Raw genomic sequence first — 16,470 nt, forward strand, 5'->3', positions numbered from 1 at the left:
TCCAGGGCTGCTGTAAAAGAATGACTATCTCTCTGGCTTGTCAATAGGGCCCTGCTTTTCTAAGCAGGGCCGAAAAATCAAGTTTCAATCAAGCTTCGACTATGGCTATCCGCAACTGGACGCTACGAAACTGAAACTGAAATCTACGTGTGCTTTGAGCGCGCAAATCAATTACTATCGCTACTTTATTGGTGAGCGACGTTAACCAGATTTCGGGGTTGGCTCTTGCCACTGCCGGATAAATCTCATCAACAGTGCTGCTGGTTCGCGCACCGGATAAAGGATAGGCTGGAACTCCGAGTTGACAAGTATAAGTAGAATTAAGGATTTGGGCAAAGAATTTCCTTCGCGGGCGGCTGTTAAAGAAACAATAGCCGAGGACAGTAATGGTCAGCGCATCGACAATTTCCTGATCAAACGCCTGAAGACCGTTCCCAAAAGCCACATCTATCAGCTACTGCGCAGTGGGCAGGTGCGGCTTAACAGTAAACGCGTCGAAGCAGGGCATCATCTCCAGCGGGGTGATATTGTACGCATTCCCCCCGTAAAAATGATCGAAAGGGATCTGTCGCCTAAACGAAACGCAGCAGCCAGGGGCCGGTTCATTTCATTTGAAGTGCTGTTTCAGGACGAAGCTCTCCTGGTAGTCAACAAACCTTCCGGTGTCGCGGTTCACGGTGGCAGCGGCATAAGCTTGGGTGTTATCGAGCAACTGCGTGCTCAGCATCCCGAATGGAAATTCCTGGAATTGGTTCACCGCCTTGACAGGGAAACTTCCGGGGTTTTACTTCTCGCTAAAAACCGCTCAGCACTGGTCGAACTGCATAGGCAGATACGGGCAGGCACGATGAAAAAGGAATATTTAACGCTGGTGAAGGGTATCTGGCGCAACGCCAGACAGAGCGTGAAGCTGCCGCTCAATAAATATGTGACGCCTGCCGGGGAACGACGGGTTGCGGTTGCAAGTCGCGGTGAAGAACAGGACGGAATGACTGCTCACACGGTTTTTACATTGAAAAAGGCCTGGCGGAATTTCAGTCTGCTGCAAGCGGAACTAAAAACCGGACGCACTCATCAAATTCGCGTTCATCTTGCTCATCTGGGCTTTCCCATAGCAGGCGACGACAAGTACGGGGATTTTGCGCTAAACAAGGAATTGGCAAGGCGGACCTCCCTGCCGCGCCTGGAACGCATGTTTCTGCATGCTTCCATAGCCACGGTATTGCACCCCTCGACAGGCAAAATCCTTTGCTTAGAAGCACCACTACCGGAAGATTTGCAGGAGTTTTTACAAGGATTGGAGGCCGAAGGTGGACCATCTCATCCATAGCGCTACATAATCCCATTGGCTGTGGCGAATTCCTTCTGGCAGGCCTTCTGCCGCGGCCCTATTAAGACTGCGGCTTATTCAAAGAGAGGCTTCGCAGGCGAAGAAAGGCTCGCGGTTTCTGCAGAGTGATATCGCCGCGAGTGCGCTTTATTTCATTCGAAGGATTAATAAATGGCTGATTCAGAAAATCGCGACGAAAGTTGGGAAAAGCGGGTACTCGAAAAACTGGCGCTCTCTTCTTTGCATGAACAACGCAGAGCGCGTCACTGGAGTATATTTTTCAAATCCCTGACATTTATCTATCTATTTATATTGCTTTTTTATTGGTTAGGGTGGTTCTCCCAAAGCGAAATATCCATTTCCGGCAAACATACTGCCCTGGTCGATCTGCGGGGTGTTATCTCTCCCGATACCATTAGCAGTGCGGAGAACATTAATGCGGGCTTGCAGCATGCGTTCAAGGACAAGAAAACCCAGGGTGTGATATTGCGCATTAACAGTCCAGGGGGCAGCCCGGTGCAGTCAGGCTATATCAACGATGAAATCAGGCGCCTGCGCGCAGAATATCCCGACATCCCGCTTTACGCTGTGGTCGAAGACATTTGTGCCTCCGGTGGTTATTACGTTGCTGCAGCCGCCGATAGAATATTTGTGGACAAGGCCAGCATGGTCGGTTCCATCGGTGTGCTCATGAATGGATTTGGGTTTACCGGTGCCATGGAAAAGCTTGGTGTCGAGCGACGGCTGCTGACTGCGGGTGAGAACAAAGCTTTTCTTGATCCTTTTTCCCCCATCAATCCTGAACAGGAGAAGTACGCCAAGAAGATGTTGGGCGAGATTCACCAGCAATTTATGGAGGTCGTGCGGCAAGGTAGAGGTCAACGCTTGAAAGAAGACCCGCAGATATTCAGCGGGATTATGTGGACCGGTGAGAGAAGCGTTGAGCTTGGACTTGCCGATGCGATGGGAAGTGCGGATTATGTGGCCCGCGAAGTTATCAAGGCGGAGCACATCGTGGATTACACCACCCGTGAAGGGTTCGCAGAGCGCTTCGCAAAACGTTTGGGTGCTGTGGCGGCGGAAGTGCTGGTTAGCTCGGGAATCGGATTGGCGCTGCGGTAAAAAGTTCACCTTTTGCGGTGCGCCAAACGAAAATTATCTCCCGTGTGCTTTGGAAGTTTCTATCCATGTAATAAAAAAATAGTGGGTTTATTATTTAGATCCGGCAAAGCGCGCCGCCATTCCTTAACTGTTTGGGTGGAAACGGACTCGCTCTCCAGAGTGAGGTTGGAAGAAATGCAGAGCGACGTATCATCACGGCTGGTAGAGATGATGCACTCGAGCAGTTTTTGATTGCGGTAGGGTGTTTCAATGAATACTTGCGTCTGATCACGGATTATCGATGCTTTCTCCAGCTCGATAATTTTATTGACGCGCTTGCTTTGATCGATGGGAAGGTAGCCGTGGAATACAAAGCGCTGACCATTCAATCCCGATGCCATGAGAGCCAATAATATGGCGGAAGGGCCTACCAGCGGCACGACCCGAATATTTTTTTTATGAGCGAGACGGATTAAACCCGCGCCTGGGTCCGCTACAGCCGGGCAACCGGCTTCAGATAGTAGCCCGATATCGCGTCCCGCAAGCAGAGGTTCGAGTAGACCTTCAAATTCCTTGATGTGCGTATGCTCATCCAATGTCTGCATACTAATACTTTGCAATGCTATACACCCGGCTTGTTTGAGGAATCGCCTGGCGGTTTTGGGATGCTCGACAATATAATGATCAAGCTTTGCTATGCATTGACGCACCGCGATGGTGGTCGTCCAGTCAATATTGCCTTCGCCCAGTGGAGCTGGAATAAGATAGAGCGTTCCCGTGGTCACACTATCTCTACACCTTCGCTGGCAAGCATCTCAACCAGCGCAATCAACGGCAGTCCAACCAACGCACTCGGATCGTCGCTCACTACGCGCTCGATCAATACAATACCCAATCCCTCGGATTTGGAACTACCCGCGCAGTGATAAGGCTGTTCCTTTTGAAGATAATTTTCGATTTGACGATCGGTGAAATGGCGGAATTTGACCTCAGAGGCGACAAGTCGCGCCTGAATGCGGCCCTTACGGCCATTGAAAAGGCTCAGTGCTGTATAAAACGTGACCTTTTTTCCGCGTATGGCATGTAGCTGCCTGGTCGCATTCATATGGTTCAACGGCTTGCCAAGCTGAATGCCTTCTAGCACCGCTGCTTGATCAGCACCGATAACCAGGGCGTCCGGATAAACCGCGGCAACGGCACGAGCCTTGGCGGTCGCCAGACGAAGAGCAGTGGCGTCGGGGCGCTCGTTTACCAGAGGAGTCTCATCTATTTCCGGGCTAAATACTTCAAAGGGCATTTGCAGACGGCGGAGTAATTCATGGCGATAAACGGAACTGGACCCCAAAACAAGCTGCTGAGCAATTTCTTGAGTTTTCAAAGTTTTCCAAGGTTTTCTGTAGACAGGTTTTTGACACTGGAGAGTAAAAAATATATGATGCGCGCCGTGCGGTGCCCCTGAATGCCCCTGAAATTTTAATACAAATTTCGATTACTTATCAATTTAGAAGCATGGTGCGCACGGAAGAATGATCAAGATGTTTCTGAATTGCTGATATTTTATCAGCAGGGGTGGCAACAAGATCCCGCCCGCCCGGAGGTTTGCAGGGAAGCAGAAGAAGCGGACGTCAGATCAACTTCACTAACAGGCTGAAAAGAAGAGTCTGACAACAAGAGGCGGACAGAAGCTCAGCAGGGACTCCGGCAGCAGCCTGCCGCCGTGAGGTTGCGTACGAGGTTGCTGGATCTGTAATAGATCCATGTGATTATCCCGTGGCATCCCCTTGGCGATCCTTTAGCGGTTCCCTTGACCCGGTTATCCTCAATTGGCAACTCCGCACTGCTATAAATGATTTGCCCGAAATTCTTGTCAAAAGTATCGATCGGTGGTTGCTCTAAAAGGGTTCGCCCAGACGGGCACCACCATAATGCCGCTCGCACACTCGCATACGGACTCGCAAACAAATATATATTGCAAACACTTTATATACCCATAATATATAAACGCGACCGCAATTTATCATTAAGATTCACATATGTCTGTACGACCCATCATCGATGCCCTTGATTTTGCCCGTAATGCCGGGGCGCAGCATGGTAAAATAGCCCTTTCCGGCCTAGGGCGTCTCCAGGATTACCTGGCCGAAAATTCTGGCGAGTTACGGTATGAGATCACTGGCGCACTAAACAGGAATGCCAAGCCGATCTTGCAGATTTCCGTTCAGGGATTGATAAAACTGCGATGCCAGCGTTGTTTGGACGAGCTCGGGCATATGCTGGATCTTCGAACGGAGCTGCTATTGGCAGAGAATGAACAGGAACTCACTTCTCTTGATGAAGATGAATCGGTTGATGGTATTCTGGCTGAGCCCGACCTGGATGTTTTTGCTCTGATTGAGGATGAAATAATACTGAGCCTGCCAATCTCACCGCGTCATGATGAGAGCGAATGCTCGATCGGGAGTCAGCACAACGTTAGTACAGCAGAGCAAAAACCGCATTTTGCCGCGCTGGCGGCATTAAAAAAACTGCATTAAATTATATATTGAGGAGTTGATTATGGCAGTTCAACAAAATAAAAAATCCCCATCAAAACGTGGCATGCATCGTTCGCATGATTCGCTGACCAATCCTCCGTTGACGGTAGAGCCCGGCAGCGGCGAGGTGCACTTGCGCCATCACATCAGCCCGAATGGTTTTTACCGCGGCAGGAAGGTTATCAAAACAAAAGGAGATTGAATTTAGCCTCATCCTTCCGGAGATCAGGGTTTTCAGCTTATCCCGGCCTCAAGGGCGCCAAAATTGAATATTACTGTAGCCGTAGATTGCATGGGTGGCGATCATGGCCCTCGTGTAACTGTTCCCGCAGCCATCAATTATCTCCAGAGTCATTCCGAAACCGACATCATTCTTGTAGGCCTGCCTGATGTTATCGAGTTGGAGTTGCGCTCGCACAAGTTTGCGCCCAGTCCCAGGATGAGGGTTCAGGCGGCAAGCGAAGTTATCGGGATGGATGAGTCGCCCGCCCTGGCATTGCGCGGTAAAAAAAATTCCTCGATGCGCGTTGCTATTAATCTTGTCAAGAGCGGCGAAGCTCAAGCATGTGTCAGCGCGGGCAATACTGGCGCATTGATCGCAACCGCGCGGTTTGTACTCAAGACGCTCCCTGGCATCGATCGTCCGGCTCTTGCCGTAGTATTGCCCACGATCAGAGGACATACTTACGTGCTCGATCTGGGCGCCAATGTGGACTGCACGGCGGAGCATCTGCTTCAATTCGGCGTCATGGGAGCGACACTGGTATCGTCTGTGGAAAATAAGGAGAAGCCCAGCGTCGGCTTATTGAACATAGGCGAGGAAGAGATCAAGGGCAATGAAGTAGTTAAACAGGCGGCGGAGCTGCTGCGTGACAGCGGCTTGAATTTTTATGGAAATATCGAGGGAAATGACATTTATAAAGGAACGACTGACGTAGTGGTATGTGACGGGTTCGTCGGAAATGTTGCGCTGAAAACTTCAGAAGGGGTTGCGCAGATGCTTTCCATTTTTCTGCGGGAGGAATTCAGACGCAATCTCCTCACCAGATTTGCTAGCCTCATCGCAATTCCGGTTATCAAAGCGTTCAAACGCCGGATCGATCACCGCCGTTACAACGGTGCAAGTCTGCTGGGGTTGCGTGGCATCGTCATTAAAAGCCACGGATCGGCTGACAGTCTTGCGTTTGGTTTTGCGATCGCGCGAGCGGTGGATGAGGTACGCGGCGGGATGCTGCGCCATATCAGCGAACGTGTGGCGCAATTGCCTCATCATTTCAAAAATTCGTCTTCCTATCATCGGCCCCTGGCGGAAGAGCGTCCCGCATGATGTATTCCAAAATCATTGGAACAGGTGGCTACCTGCCGGAAAAAATCCTAACTAACCATGATCTTGAGCGCATGGTGAATACCAGTGACGAGTGGATACGCAGCCGCACCGGTATTGTGCAGCGGCATATCGCAGCCGATAGCGAGATGGCAAGTGATCTGGCACTCAATGCCAGCCGGGAAGCGATGAAGGCGGGGGGAATTTCCCCCGCAGAGATCGATTTGATTATCGTCGCCACGACGACACCCGATATGATTTTTCCCAGCACTGCCTGCATTCTTCAGAATAAGCTTGGCGTCAAGGGTTGCCCTGCGTTCGACGTGCAGGCAGTATGCAGCGGTTTCATTTACGCCCTGGCTACAGCGGATTTGTATATTCGTGCTGGCAGGTGCCGTACGGCGCTGGTGGTTGGCACTGAAATATATTCGCGCATTCTCGACTGGACAGACCGTAGCACGTGCGTACTGTTTGGCGACGGGGCGGGCGCGGTGATACTGACCCGAAGCGACCAGCCGGGAATAATTTCTAGCCACCTGCATGCTGACGGAAGTTACAGCAGCATTTTGGCAGCGCCCGGGAATTTCTGCGGCGGGAAGGCGCAAGGTAATCCATTCGTGGTGATGGAAGGCAATACAGTTTTCAAATTTGCGGTAAAGGTTCTGGAAGAAGTGGTATATGAGGTTCTTGTCGAAAATAACTTACAGATATCTGATATCGACTGGCTGATTCCGCATCAGGCCAATATCCGGATCATATGCTCCACCGCCAAAAAATTAGGTTTGCCTATGGAGAAAGTGGTCGCCACCTTGGACGGGCAAGGCAATACTTCCGCGGCATCCATTCCGCTTGCGCTGGATATTGCCGTTCGCGACGGGCGGATCAAGACAGGCCAGAATGTGCTATTGGAGGGCGTGGGCGGCGGATTCACCTGGGGTGCGGTATTGATCCGATGGTGATAAATGTTGCGTCCCGGCAATTTGGAGATTCGTTTCGATTTTTTTAAGCCCTGTTTGCGCGAACGGCTCACCGTCCACGCTTCCATTTTCGTCATCGGCTTCCCATATGTGAAGGCTGATTGAGAATTTACTTTGATGAACTGATAACGCGGCATTGATGAATCTCCCTGAAAAATTTGCCTGTATCTTTCCTGGCCAAGGGTCGCAATCGATGGGAATGATGGATGGATACGCCGATTTTCCCGTGGTGCGCGAAACATTCGCTGAAGCCTCCGACATTCTCGGAGAAGATTTCTGGGCAATGGTTCACGATGGTCCGGCGGACAGGCTTAATCTGACCGTGAATACCCAGCCGTTAATGCTGATGGCTGGCGTTGCGGTTTATCGCGCCTGGAACACCTTGGGAAACGTAAGCCCGGTATTCATGGCCGGTCATAGTCTAGGGGAATACACTGCATTGGTGGCGTCCGGGGCGCTCGCTTTCGAGGATGCGCTGGCGCTTGTACGTTTTCGCGCCGAAGTGATGCAGGAGGGAGTGCCGGAAGGTACGGGCGCCATGGCCGCAATTCTCGGACTCGAGGATGAGGTGGTGCGAGCAATCTGCGACGAGGTCACTCATTCTTCAAATGGCCAATTGCTGGAACCGGCCAATTTCAACTCACCTGGTCAAATCGTTATTGCAGGCCATAAGGATGCTGTGCTGCGGGGAATGGAGATGGCGAAATCGAAGGGTGCCCAGCGGGCTATAATGTTGCCCGTGAGTATTCCTTCGCATTGTTCCTTGATGAGGCAGGCGGCCGAAAGGATGCGTGAGCGATTGCAGGGGGTGACACTCGGCACACCCAAAATTCCATTATTGCAAAACGCGGATGTGCAACAGCATGAAGATCCCGAAACTATAAAGAAGGTTCTGATCAAGCAATTGTTCAGTCCCGTGCGATGGACCGAAATCATCCGTTTTTTTGCTGCCGCAGGGGTAACTCATATGGTGGAATGCGGCCCGGGTAAAGTACTTTCCGGACTTAACAAACGTATCTCCGCAAATTTGCAGAGCCTGGCAATGACAGACGGCGCGGCGATCCGGAGTGCCAGCAGTATATTAGTGCCGAGGGAATGATATTCGGTGGTTTTTATTTGTAGAGTTTTCAGAGTTTTTATTTGTGTGATTAATGATCGAAGTATTGGGGAATGGCATTGCAAAATCAAGTAGCACTCGTAACGGGCGCCAGCCGCGGCATTGGCCGCGCCATTGCCCTTGAACTGGGCAGACAGGGCGCCACAGTTGTTGGCACCGCCACCACCCAGGAGGGCGCCGAAACCATCAGTCGTTACCTGAAGGAGACCGAAATCAAGGGTAGCGGCATGACGCTGAACGTTAATGATGCCGCTGGGATTGAAAGCATTCTTAAAGCGGTGCATGACGAGTTTGGGGATATCGCCATACTGGTGAATAATGCCGGCATTACTCGCGATAATTTCCTTATCCGGATGAAAGATGAGGAATGGGATGATATCCTTGAAACCGATCTCAAATCGGTATTTCGCTTGAGCCGAGGTGTACTGCGCCCCATGATGAAAGCCCGTTACGGGCGTATCATCAATATTTCTTCCGTAGTCGGCTCTATCGGCAATATGGGACAGGCCAATTACGCGGCCGCCAAAGCTGGAATATTCGGCTTCAGTAAATCCCTGGCGCGTGAAGTGGGCAGCCGCAACATTACCGTCAACTGTGTTGCACCCGGATTCATAGAGACCGATATGACGCGTTCCCTCACCAGTCAGCAGCAGCAAAACCTGATCCAGCATGTGCCGGTGGGAAGATTGGGCCGTCCCGAAGAGGTCGCTTCAGTCGTTGCATTCATTGCTTCGCCAGCCGCAGGCTACATCACTGGCGCGACGCTTCATGTGAATGGCGGCATGCATATGGATTAATCAATAACTGTTTGCGAAATCTCTGAACGAGCCCCAGCATCTCGCACGTCCGCAAGTCCGTTCCCGGCAGCTATTTCCAGGAACGATTTACCCCGGATGGCTCTTCGTTGCTTTTCCCGTTTTCACCCTGGGCGGTTTCGATTTTATTAATATGGAAAACTTGTTAGAATGGCGGCATTTTTCTTACCGGAGAAGAGGTAGTTAGATGGAAAATGTAGATCAGCGTATAAAAAAAATTGTGGCTGAACAACTGGGAGTGAATGAGGCCGAAGTCAAGAATGAATCCTCCTTTGTAGATGACTTGGGTGCGGATTCGCTCGATACTGTAGAGCTGGTCATGGCGCTGGAAGAGGAATTTGAATGCGAAATCCCTGATGAACAGGCAGAAAAAATTAACACCGTCCAACAGGCCATCGATTATATAAATTCTCACACAAGTTAACACCTTGCTTCACAGCAATCTCATTTAGGAGTCACTTTGTCCAAGCGCAGGGTAGTGATCACCGGGCTGGGCATCATTTCGCCTGTCGGTAACACCATTTCGGATGCATGGGGCAATGTTCTTGCTGGAAACTCGGGCATTACCCGTATTAGTCGCTTCGATGCTTCTGCATTTGCATCCCAGATAGCCGGAGAAGTTAAGGATTTTGACGTTACGCATTATCTTTCCCCCAAAGACGCGCGCCGAATGGATATTTTCATCCATTATGGCATGGCTGCGGGGATCCAGGCGGTGAGGGACGCGGGTATTGAAAACATAGATGGTCATCATCTTGATGCCGAACGTATCGGGGTCAACATTGGTTCAGGCATTGGCGGTTTACCGATGATCGAGGGCACGCATGACGCTTATCATGCGGGAGGTCCCCGCAAAATTTCCCCATTTTTTATCCCTAGTACCATTATCAATATGATCGCGGGCAATCTCTCGATTATGTTCGGCTTCAGAGGCCCAAATCTCGCTATCGTAACCGCTTGTTCCACTGCTACCCATTGCGTCGGCGATTCAGCTCGTCTGATCGAATATGGTGACGTGGATATAATGGTCGCAGGTGGCGCCGAGTCGTGCGTAACCCCGCTTGCCATCGGAGGGTTTGCGGCGGCGCGCGCGCTGTCGACTCGCAATGACGATCCTGTTACGGCCAGCCGGCCATGGGATAAAGGCCGGGATGGTTTTGTGCTGGGTGAGGGCGCGGGTGTGTTGGTATTGGAAGAGATGGAGCACGCGAAACGCCGCGGTGCAAGAATTTATGCCGAGTTGTCCGGCTTTGGCATGAGCGCGGACGCCTACCATATGACTGCTCCCAGCGAAGACGGGGAGGGTGCCGCGCGCTGCATGGCAAATGCACTGAGAAATGCGGGAATGGCTGCTGCCGAGGTCGATTATATCAATGCGCATGGCACTTCGACACCGCTGGGCGATATCGCGGAAACTGTTGCGGTGAAACGCTGCTTTGGCGAACATGCGAAAAAGCTTGTGGTGAATTCGACTAAATCCATGACCGGTCATCTGCTTGGTGCGGCGGGAGGGGTGGAGGCAATATTTTCAGCTTTGGCGGTATATCATCAGATCGCCCCGCCCACCATTAATATTTTCGATCAGGATGAGCAATGCGATCTGGATTATGTTCCCAACACGGCGCGACCCATGAAGATTGAAGTAGCGATGTCAAATTCATTTGGTTTTGGTGGCACAAATGGCACGCTGATTTTTCGTAAAGTCTGATTTCTTATTGTCAATAATGCATGCGCACGCTAAAACGCTTGCTTTACCTGGCGATCGCCGGGATCTTGCTGTTTACTGGATGGATTGCGTATCGGGTTAATAATCCCGTTCAGTTTCCCTCCCTTCCCTACGAATTTTCGATTAAACCGGGCAGTAGTTTGAAAAGCGTAGCAAATCAACTCGCCGATGAGGGCGTTTTGCCTGATGCCTGGTCATTTATTCTACTGTCGCGGTTAATGGGTCTTGCGTCATCGCTCAAGGCGGGTGATTACGAAATCACTGGCAGTACTTCGCCCCTGCAGTTGCTGAAGCGCATCACTAAAGGCGACATTACCCAGAGCGAGATCAGGTTCATAGAAGGCTGGACTTTTTCTCAGCTTAGGCAAACGCTGGATCAGCATCCCTCCGTCCGGCACGATACGATCGATCTGCGTAATGGCGAGATCATGAAATTGATCGGTGCAAATGAAACCGCAGCGGAAGGGCTTTTTTTTCCCGATACCTATTTTTTTGCACGTGGCAGCAGCGATGCGGCGATATTAAAACGGGCTTACCGCGCCATGCAGAATCATCTTGACGATGCCTGGGCCGCACGCGCAGTAAACCTTCCGCTGAAAGACCCGTATCAGGCACTGATTTTGGCTTCAATCGTTGAAAAGGAGACCGGCAGGGAAAGTGACCGCAGCATGGTTGCCGGCGTGTTTCTCAATCGGTTGCGATTGAGCATGATGCTCCAAACTGATCCCACGGTTATTTACGGATTGGGCGACAAGTTCGACGGTAACCTGCGTAAAAAAGACCTTCTAGCTGATCAGGAATATAATACATATACGCGCCGCGGCCTGCCGCCGACACCCATTGCCATGCCGAGTTTAGCCTCGATTCAGGCGGTTTTAAATCCAGCAAAGACTGATGCATTATATTTTGTCGCTAAAGGGAATGGAGAGTCCCACTTTTCCACTAATTTGGAAGAACACAACAGAGCGGTATCGAAGTATCAGAAACGATAATCGCCGCGATCGCTTAACGGACGAGCTACACCACCACTCATATCGCTCGTATGCGCGTATGGATGGGTTACGGTCTGCCAGGTGGTGCGGGTGGTGTTGCTTGTTCTCCGGAAGGCCCTGACAACCAAAATTTAAGCTACCTGTTCAAGCTCCGGTATAAGCTCCTCATTTAAGCCCAGTTATGGCAACGCGACCTTGGGCGGAGCCGTTCGTTTTGTTGGCCTTGGGATAGAGTAAAATTGACATTACTCGCCCCAAAAGTAGAATTGCGGGTTGTTTAAAAGAGAGGCCGCTTGTTTCTTTGTTTACAGAAGTTAGGGAACCTCTGAATAAGTCCTCAGCGGAGGGTTTATTCAGAGGTTTAGGATCCAAAATCCGCGACCATCCGCTTCAATTTAACTATTACAGGAAAGAGCAAATGAGTCACACGTTATACGAAGCTTCGGTTCTACGCGTGCAACGCTGCGAATTAGCTGTACCGGGTTCAAACCCGGGTATGTTTGAGAAAGCGATGAAAAGCGGTGCCGACTTCGTTTTTCTTGATCTTGAAGACGCGGTTGCTCCCGACGATAAGCTGTCGGCACGCGCAAACGTCATTGAGGCACTTAATGACCTGGATTGGAAAGGCCATGGAGTAACCATATCGGTACGCATTAACGGCCTGGATACGCAGTTCATGGTCCGCGATGTGGTCGACTTGATCGAAAAGGCCGGCCATAAGCTGGATACCCTGTTGATACCGAAAGTGGGCGTCTATGCTGATGTATATATGGTCGAGGCGATGGTAACTCAACTGGAAATGCAGCAGGGCTTAAAGAACAGAATTGGTCTCGAAGCATTGATTGAAACAGCCTTGGGTATGGCAAATGTAGAAGATATCGCGCGAAATGGTGCGTCAGGCCGCCTGGAAGCATTACATTTCGGTGTAGCCGACTACGCTGCGAGCAATCGTGCCAGAACAACAAACATTGGCGGACTCAATCCGGACTATCCAGGTGATCAATGGCATGCAGCACTCAGCCGTATGATCGTAGCCTGCCGCGCCTATGGTTTACGCCCGATTGATGGCCCCTTTGGTGATATTAAAGATCCCGATGGTTATAAATTGGCCGCCAAAAGAGCTGCCGCATTGGGCTGCGAAGGTAAATGGGCTATTCATCCGTCACAAATAGCCCTTGCTAATGAAGTGTTCACGCCGCCCGCCGCGGAAATTGAAAAAGCACAACGCATTCTGGAGGCCTTGAAAGAAGCTGCGGCGCAAGGCAGGGGGGCAGCGGCACTGGATGGCCGATTAATCGATGCTGCCTCGGCAAGAATGGCTAATAACGTTGTTAAAATGGCAGAGGCAATGGATGCAAGAGCCGGATAATGCATTCCTAGGGGCCGCGTTTAGCGGCCTTTCTTTTGATTTCCGTACTGGTTCAGGTTATGTGCCTGCTCGGCCTCTTATTCGGCGAAGCTACTGCCGCGTTCGGCGAACCCATGGCTTATACGGAGCTTTTTAGAAAAATCAGTCGCTGTCTCCATGGAGAGGCTTGATCTGTTTTGATACAAGAATTCATAACAAGAAAGGGTGATGCATTGGATATTCACGAGTATCAGGCGAAGGAAATCTTAACAAGATACGGTATTAAAACTGCGGAAGGCGGTCTGGCTTACAGCCCGGAGGAAAGTGTACAGCGAGCCAGGGAGATAGACGGGAACGTTTGGGTAGTCAAGGCACAGATTCACTCCGGAGCGCGCGGTAAAGCAGGTGGCATAAAGGTATGCAAAAGCCATGATGAGGTGAGAGCCGCCGCAGAAGAGTTGTTGGGAAAAAATCTGGTTACCCATCAAACCGGGCCGGCGGGTAAAGTGTGCTCGAGAGTATATGTCGAGGCAGGGATGCAAATTGTTAAAGAATTGTATCTTTGTTTTCTGATTGACCGGAGTTTTGAGCGCATCGTCATGATCGGTTCGGCCAAGGGTGGAATGGAAATTGAAGAGTTGACCCGTACGAATCCCGATGCGATCAAAAAGATTTATATAGAACCCGCTGTCGGCCTTCAGGATTTTCAAGCGCGGGAGATGGCTTTTGCTTTGGAAATGGAAGCCACGCAACTGAGTCATGCCGTCAAAGCCATACGGGGCTGTTATCGCACCTTGCGCGATCTGGATGCAAATATGCTGGAAATCAACCCATTGGTTGTCACGGGTGGCGGTGAACTTATCGCGTTGGACGCCAAAATGAGTTTTGACGATAATGCGTTATTCCGCCGTCATGAGATCGCGGAGTTGCGCGATAAGACCCAAGGGGATCCTCGTGAAGTGACCGCTGCGGATTATGGCCTGAGCTATATCGGCCTCAAAGGCGACATTGGGTGCATGATCAATGGCGCAGGTTTGGCCATGGCTACGATGGACATGATCAAGCTGGCCGGGGGGGAGCCGGCTAATTTTCTTGATGTGGGTGGCGGCGCCTCTGCTGAGCGTACGGAAAAAGCATTTCGGCTGGTATTGGCTGACAAAGGGGTCAAGGCGATATTGGTTAACATATTTGCGGGGATTAACCGTTGCGACTGGATCGCCGAAGGCGTCGTGCACGCGGTAAGAAATATCAATATGAAAGTTCCGCTGGTCGTACGTTTATCCGGGACAAATGTTGAGGAAGGGCGTCGTATCATCGCTGAAAGCGGCCTGCCCATCATCACTGCGGCAACATTGATGGAAGCGGCGAGCAAAGTTGTCCGGGCTCGTAATGAAGTGATTGCGGAAGAAGTCTAAGGAAACCAATGGCTATTTTAATTAACGAGAGTACACGCATAATAATCCAGGGGTTTACCGGCAAGATCGGCACCTTTCATGCCAGGGACATGATCGCCTATGGGTCTAACGTGGTAGGCGGCGTTACGCCGGGAAAAGGTGGCCAGCAACACTTGGGCCTGCCGGTTTTCAATACGGTAAAAGAAGCTGTGCAGGACGTTGGCGCGGATGCAACGATTGTCTTCGTCCCGCCGGCGTTTGCGGCGGATTCGATCATGGAAGCGGCCGACGCCGGGATAAAGTATTGCGTGGCCATTACGGACGGCATTCCAACCCAGGATATGATGACCGTCAAGAGTTTCCTTCGGCGTTTTCCCATCCAAAAAAGAATGGTGCTGACAGGACCAAACTGCGCAGGTACTATTAGTCCGGAAAGAGCAATGCTGGGCATCATGCCCGGACATATCTATATCAAAGGCAGTGTCGGGATTGTCGCTCGCTCGGGAACGTTGGGCTATGAAGCAGCTGACCAGATGAGAACACTGGGCATAGGCATATCGACATCGGTGGGTATTGGTGGAGATCCAATCATAGGCAGCTCGCATCGGGATATTCTGGAAAGATTTGAAGAGGATGCCGAAACGAAAGTGGTGGTCATGATCGGTGAGATTGGCGGGCCACAGGAAGTCGAAGCCGGATTTTTCGCCAAGGAGCATATGAGCAAACCCGTGATCGCTTATATAGCAGGGTTAACCGCTCCTGAAGGTCGCCGCATGGGACATGCCGGCGCGATTATCTCGTCGGCCGGAGAAAGTGCCGCAGAAAAAGTTGCCATGCTGAAAGACCTGGGCGTGGCCATCTGTCCGACACCTTCAGCAATCGGTGACACCGTGGCAGCGGTATTGGCCAGAACATAGATTCCATCCGGCCCATGGTTTCATCTATAAACTGAAATATATAGGCTGAATGCTGGAGGTTGAGATGGCGATCGGTTGGATGACAGCATTAAAAATCATCCCCTGGGGAAATGTACTGGAATCCGCGCCGCATATCGTTAAAGCGGCGAAGCACCTCTTTTCGACAATAAAAACCGATTCGGATAGCTTTGGCGCAGGATCAAGCGCGCCAGGCGGGGACGATTTCGTCAATCTGAATAGACGCATTCGAGTGATGGAGGCGAGAATCGCCGAGTTGAGGGAAGAGCAAAAGTCCTCTGCTGAATTGATCAAATCACTGGCTGAGCAAAATGCTTTCGTTGTTGAGGCCATCGAGGTGTTTCGGGCTCGGTTAAAGATTCTCGTCATTATCTGTATTATGCTGTTTGGCGTGCTGGCTGGGCTCGTGCTTTGGCTGGCGACGAAATAAGATAAAAGATGAGGAAACAGACAGGAAATAAAAGAGCCTTTGTTCAACAGATGACTTGTAGAGCTTGTCTCTCAATTTCCTTGACACATCCATGGCTGGCGGTTAGGCTAGGCGGTGTTTCAGGTTAACCCCGGATCTCAGGGATATAAGGGATATAAGGCGGACGCGGGTCTCGGGGATACAAGATTTCGGGAACGAAGGTTTCGGGGATGCAAGGTCGGGATGTGAGTCTCGGGTGTTTGACGGGACAAATAAGACCGGTAGGGACAAGCAGGGACGTATCGGGTATCTGGGGATGGAGAGCCTTGATGGTTGCATGGAACGGGCTGGGTACCTGATATTGAAAACAAACAATTACTACGGAACAGAGGAGAAGAAGAGATGTTATTGAAGCCGTGGCTGAGTGGGGTACTGCTTGGGGTAGGCGTGATGATTGCGGCGTCGGCG

Annotated in this window: 17 protein-coding genes; 15 read left to right on the plus strand and 2 right to left on the minus strand. The window is 51.0% G+C overall.

Annotated features, from left to right (window positions below):
• The first annotated feature begins 319 nt into the window (after positions 1-319).
• The gene (locus BMX00_RS06565) at positions 320-1,330 is read left to right on the plus strand and encodes an RluA family pseudouridine synthase (RefSeq protein WP_425433872.1); all 1,011 of its coding nucleotides are present in this window, start codon (positions 320-322) and stop codon (positions 1,328-1,330) included.
• A gap of 171 nt (positions 1,331-1,501) precedes the next feature.
• Positions 1,502-2,452, plus strand: a complete 951-nt coding sequence (locus BMX00_RS06570) for a S49 family peptidase (RefSeq protein ID WP_090828183.1) — start codon at positions 1,502-1,504, stop codon at positions 2,450-2,452.
• Between the two features lie 59 nt (positions 2,453-2,511).
• Here BMX00_RS06570 and BMX00_RS06575 read toward each other — a convergent pair whose 3' ends face one another.
• On the minus strand, positions 2,512-3,216 hold the full coding sequence (locus BMX00_RS06575; RefSeq protein WP_090828184.1) for an SAM-dependent methyltransferase: 705 nt from the start codon (positions 3,214-3,216) through the stop codon (positions 2,512-2,514).
• Positions 3,213-3,809 (minus strand): Maf family nucleotide pyrophosphatase, encoded by a 597-nt coding sequence (locus tag BMX00_RS06580; RefSeq protein ID WP_177171786.1) that lies wholly within the window; start codon positions 3,807-3,809, stop codon positions 3,213-3,215. The genes BMX00_RS06575 and BMX00_RS06580 overlap by 4 nt, the downstream gene beginning before the upstream one ends.
• Before the next feature lie 655 nt (positions 3,810-4,464).
• On the opposite strand from BMX00_RS06580, the gene BMX00_RS06585 reads away from it, so the two are divergent.
• From BMX00_RS06585 to BMX00_RS06645, 13 genes are all read left to right on the plus strand, one after another.
• Positions 4,465-4,965 (plus strand): YceD family protein, encoded by a 501-nt coding sequence (locus BMX00_RS06585; protein ID WP_090828185.1) that lies wholly within the window; start codon positions 4,465-4,467, stop codon positions 4,963-4,965.
• 22 nt (positions 4,966-4,987) lie between these two features.
• Positions 4,988-5,167, plus strand: a complete 180-nt coding sequence (gene rpmF / locus BMX00_RS06590; protein ID WP_090828186.1) for a 50S ribosomal protein L32 — start codon at positions 4,988-4,990, stop codon at positions 5,165-5,167.
• Positions 5,168-5,230: 63 nt separating this feature from the next.
• A complete protein-coding gene (gene plsX / locus BMX00_RS06595) occupies positions 5,231-6,292 on the plus strand; it encodes a phosphate acyltransferase PlsX (protein ID WP_090828187.1) in 1,062 nt (353 codons plus the stop codon).
• Entirely contained in the window at positions 6,289-7,248 is a 960-nt protein-coding gene (locus BMX00_RS06600) for a beta-ketoacyl-ACP synthase III (RefSeq protein ID WP_090828188.1), read from the plus strand. The genes plsX and BMX00_RS06600 overlap by 4 nt, the downstream gene beginning before the upstream one ends.
• A 157-nt stretch (positions 7,249-7,405) precedes the next feature.
• Entirely contained in the window at positions 7,406-8,365 is a 960-nt protein-coding gene (fabD, locus tag BMX00_RS06605; protein WP_090828189.1) for an ACP S-malonyltransferase, read from the plus strand.
• Positions 8,366-8,436: 71 nt separating this feature from the next.
• Positions 8,437-9,180, plus strand: coding sequence for a 3-oxoacyl-ACP reductase FabG (gene fabG / locus BMX00_RS06610; protein WP_090828190.1), 744 nt, complete (start codon positions 8,437-8,439; stop codon positions 9,178-9,180).
• 205 nt (positions 9,181-9,385) lie between these two features.
• Entirely contained in the window at positions 9,386-9,622 is a 237-nt protein-coding gene (acpP, locus tag BMX00_RS06615) for an acyl carrier protein (RefSeq protein ID WP_090828191.1), read from the plus strand.
• 36 nt (positions 9,623-9,658) lie between these two features.
• The gene (fabF, locus tag BMX00_RS06620; protein ID WP_090828192.1) at positions 9,659-10,906 is read left to right on the plus strand and encodes a beta-ketoacyl-ACP synthase II; all 1,248 of its coding nucleotides are present in this window, start codon (positions 9,659-9,661) and stop codon (positions 10,904-10,906) included.
• 20 nt (positions 10,907-10,926) lie between these two features.
• Positions 10,927-11,916, plus strand: a complete 990-nt coding sequence (gene mltG / locus BMX00_RS06625; RefSeq protein WP_090828193.1) for an endolytic transglycosylase MltG — start codon at positions 10,927-10,929, stop codon at positions 11,914-11,916.
• Positions 11,917-12,334: 418 nt separating this feature from the next.
• A complete protein-coding gene (locus BMX00_RS06630; protein WP_090828194.1) occupies positions 12,335-13,285 on the plus strand; it encodes an HpcH/HpaI aldolase/citrate lyase family protein in 951 nt (316 codons plus the stop codon).
• A gap of 212 nt (positions 13,286-13,497) precedes the next feature.
• Entirely contained in the window at positions 13,498-14,679 is a 1,182-nt protein-coding gene (locus BMX00_RS06635) for a malate--CoA ligase subunit beta (protein ID WP_090828250.1), read from the plus strand.
• 8 nt (positions 14,680-14,687) lie between these two features.
• Entirely contained in the window at positions 14,688-15,575 is an 888-nt protein-coding gene (gene sucD / locus BMX00_RS06640) for a succinate--CoA ligase subunit alpha (RefSeq protein ID WP_090828195.1), read from the plus strand.
• 64 nt (positions 15,576-15,639) lie between these two features.
• Entirely contained in the window at positions 15,640-16,023 is a 384-nt protein-coding gene (locus tag BMX00_RS06645; protein ID WP_143053052.1) for a hypothetical protein, read from the plus strand.
• The last annotated feature ends 447 nt before the right edge of the window (positions 16,024-16,470 follow it).

Origin of the sequence: Nitrosovibrio tenuis (assembly GCF_900109785.1) — a bacterium.
Classification (GTDB): Bacteria; Pseudomonadota; Gammaproteobacteria; order Burkholderiales; family Nitrosomonadaceae; genus Nitrosospira; species Nitrosospira tenuis_A.

Excerpts from the sequence above, each read along its gene's own strand:
- BMX00_RS06570 (WP_090828183.1), top strand. The coding sequence starts at position 1,502 with ATGGCTGATTCAGAAAATCGCGACGAAAGTTGGGAAAAGCGGGTACTC.
- BMX00_RS06585 (WP_090828185.1), top strand. The coding sequence starts at position 4,465 with ATGTCTGTACGACCCATCATCGATGCCCTTGATTTTGCCCGTAATGCC.
- rpmF (WP_090828186.1), top strand. The coding sequence starts at position 4,988 with ATGGCAGTTCAACAAAATAAAAAATCCCCATCAAAACGTGGCATGCAT.
- BMX00_RS06600 (WP_090828188.1), top strand. The coding sequence starts at position 6,289 with ATGATGTATTCCAAAATCATTGGAACAGGTGGCTACCTGCCGGAAAAA.
- fabD (WP_090828189.1), top strand. The coding sequence starts at position 7,406 with ATGAATCTCCCTGAAAAATTTGCCTGTATCTTTCCTGGCCAAGGGTCG.
- fabG (WP_090828190.1), top strand. The coding sequence starts at position 8,437 with ATGGCATTGCAAAATCAAGTAGCACTCGTAACGGGCGCCAGCCGCGGC.
- acpP (WP_090828191.1), top strand. The coding sequence starts at position 9,386 with ATGGAAAATGTAGATCAGCGTATAAAAAAAATTGTGGCTGAACAACTG.
- mltG (WP_090828193.1), top strand. The coding sequence starts at position 10,927 with ATGCGCACGCTAAAACGCTTGCTTTACCTGGCGATCGCCGGGATCTTG.
- BMX00_RS06630 (WP_090828194.1), top strand. The coding sequence starts at position 12,335 with ATGAGTCACACGTTATACGAAGCTTCGGTTCTACGCGTGCAACGCTGC.
- sucD (WP_090828195.1), top strand. The coding sequence starts at position 14,688 with ATGGCTATTTTAATTAACGAGAGTACACGCATAATAATCCAGGGGTTT.
- BMX00_RS06645 (WP_143053052.1), top strand. The coding sequence starts at position 15,640 with ATGGCGATCGGTTGGATGACAGCATTAAAAATCATCCCCTGGGGAAAT.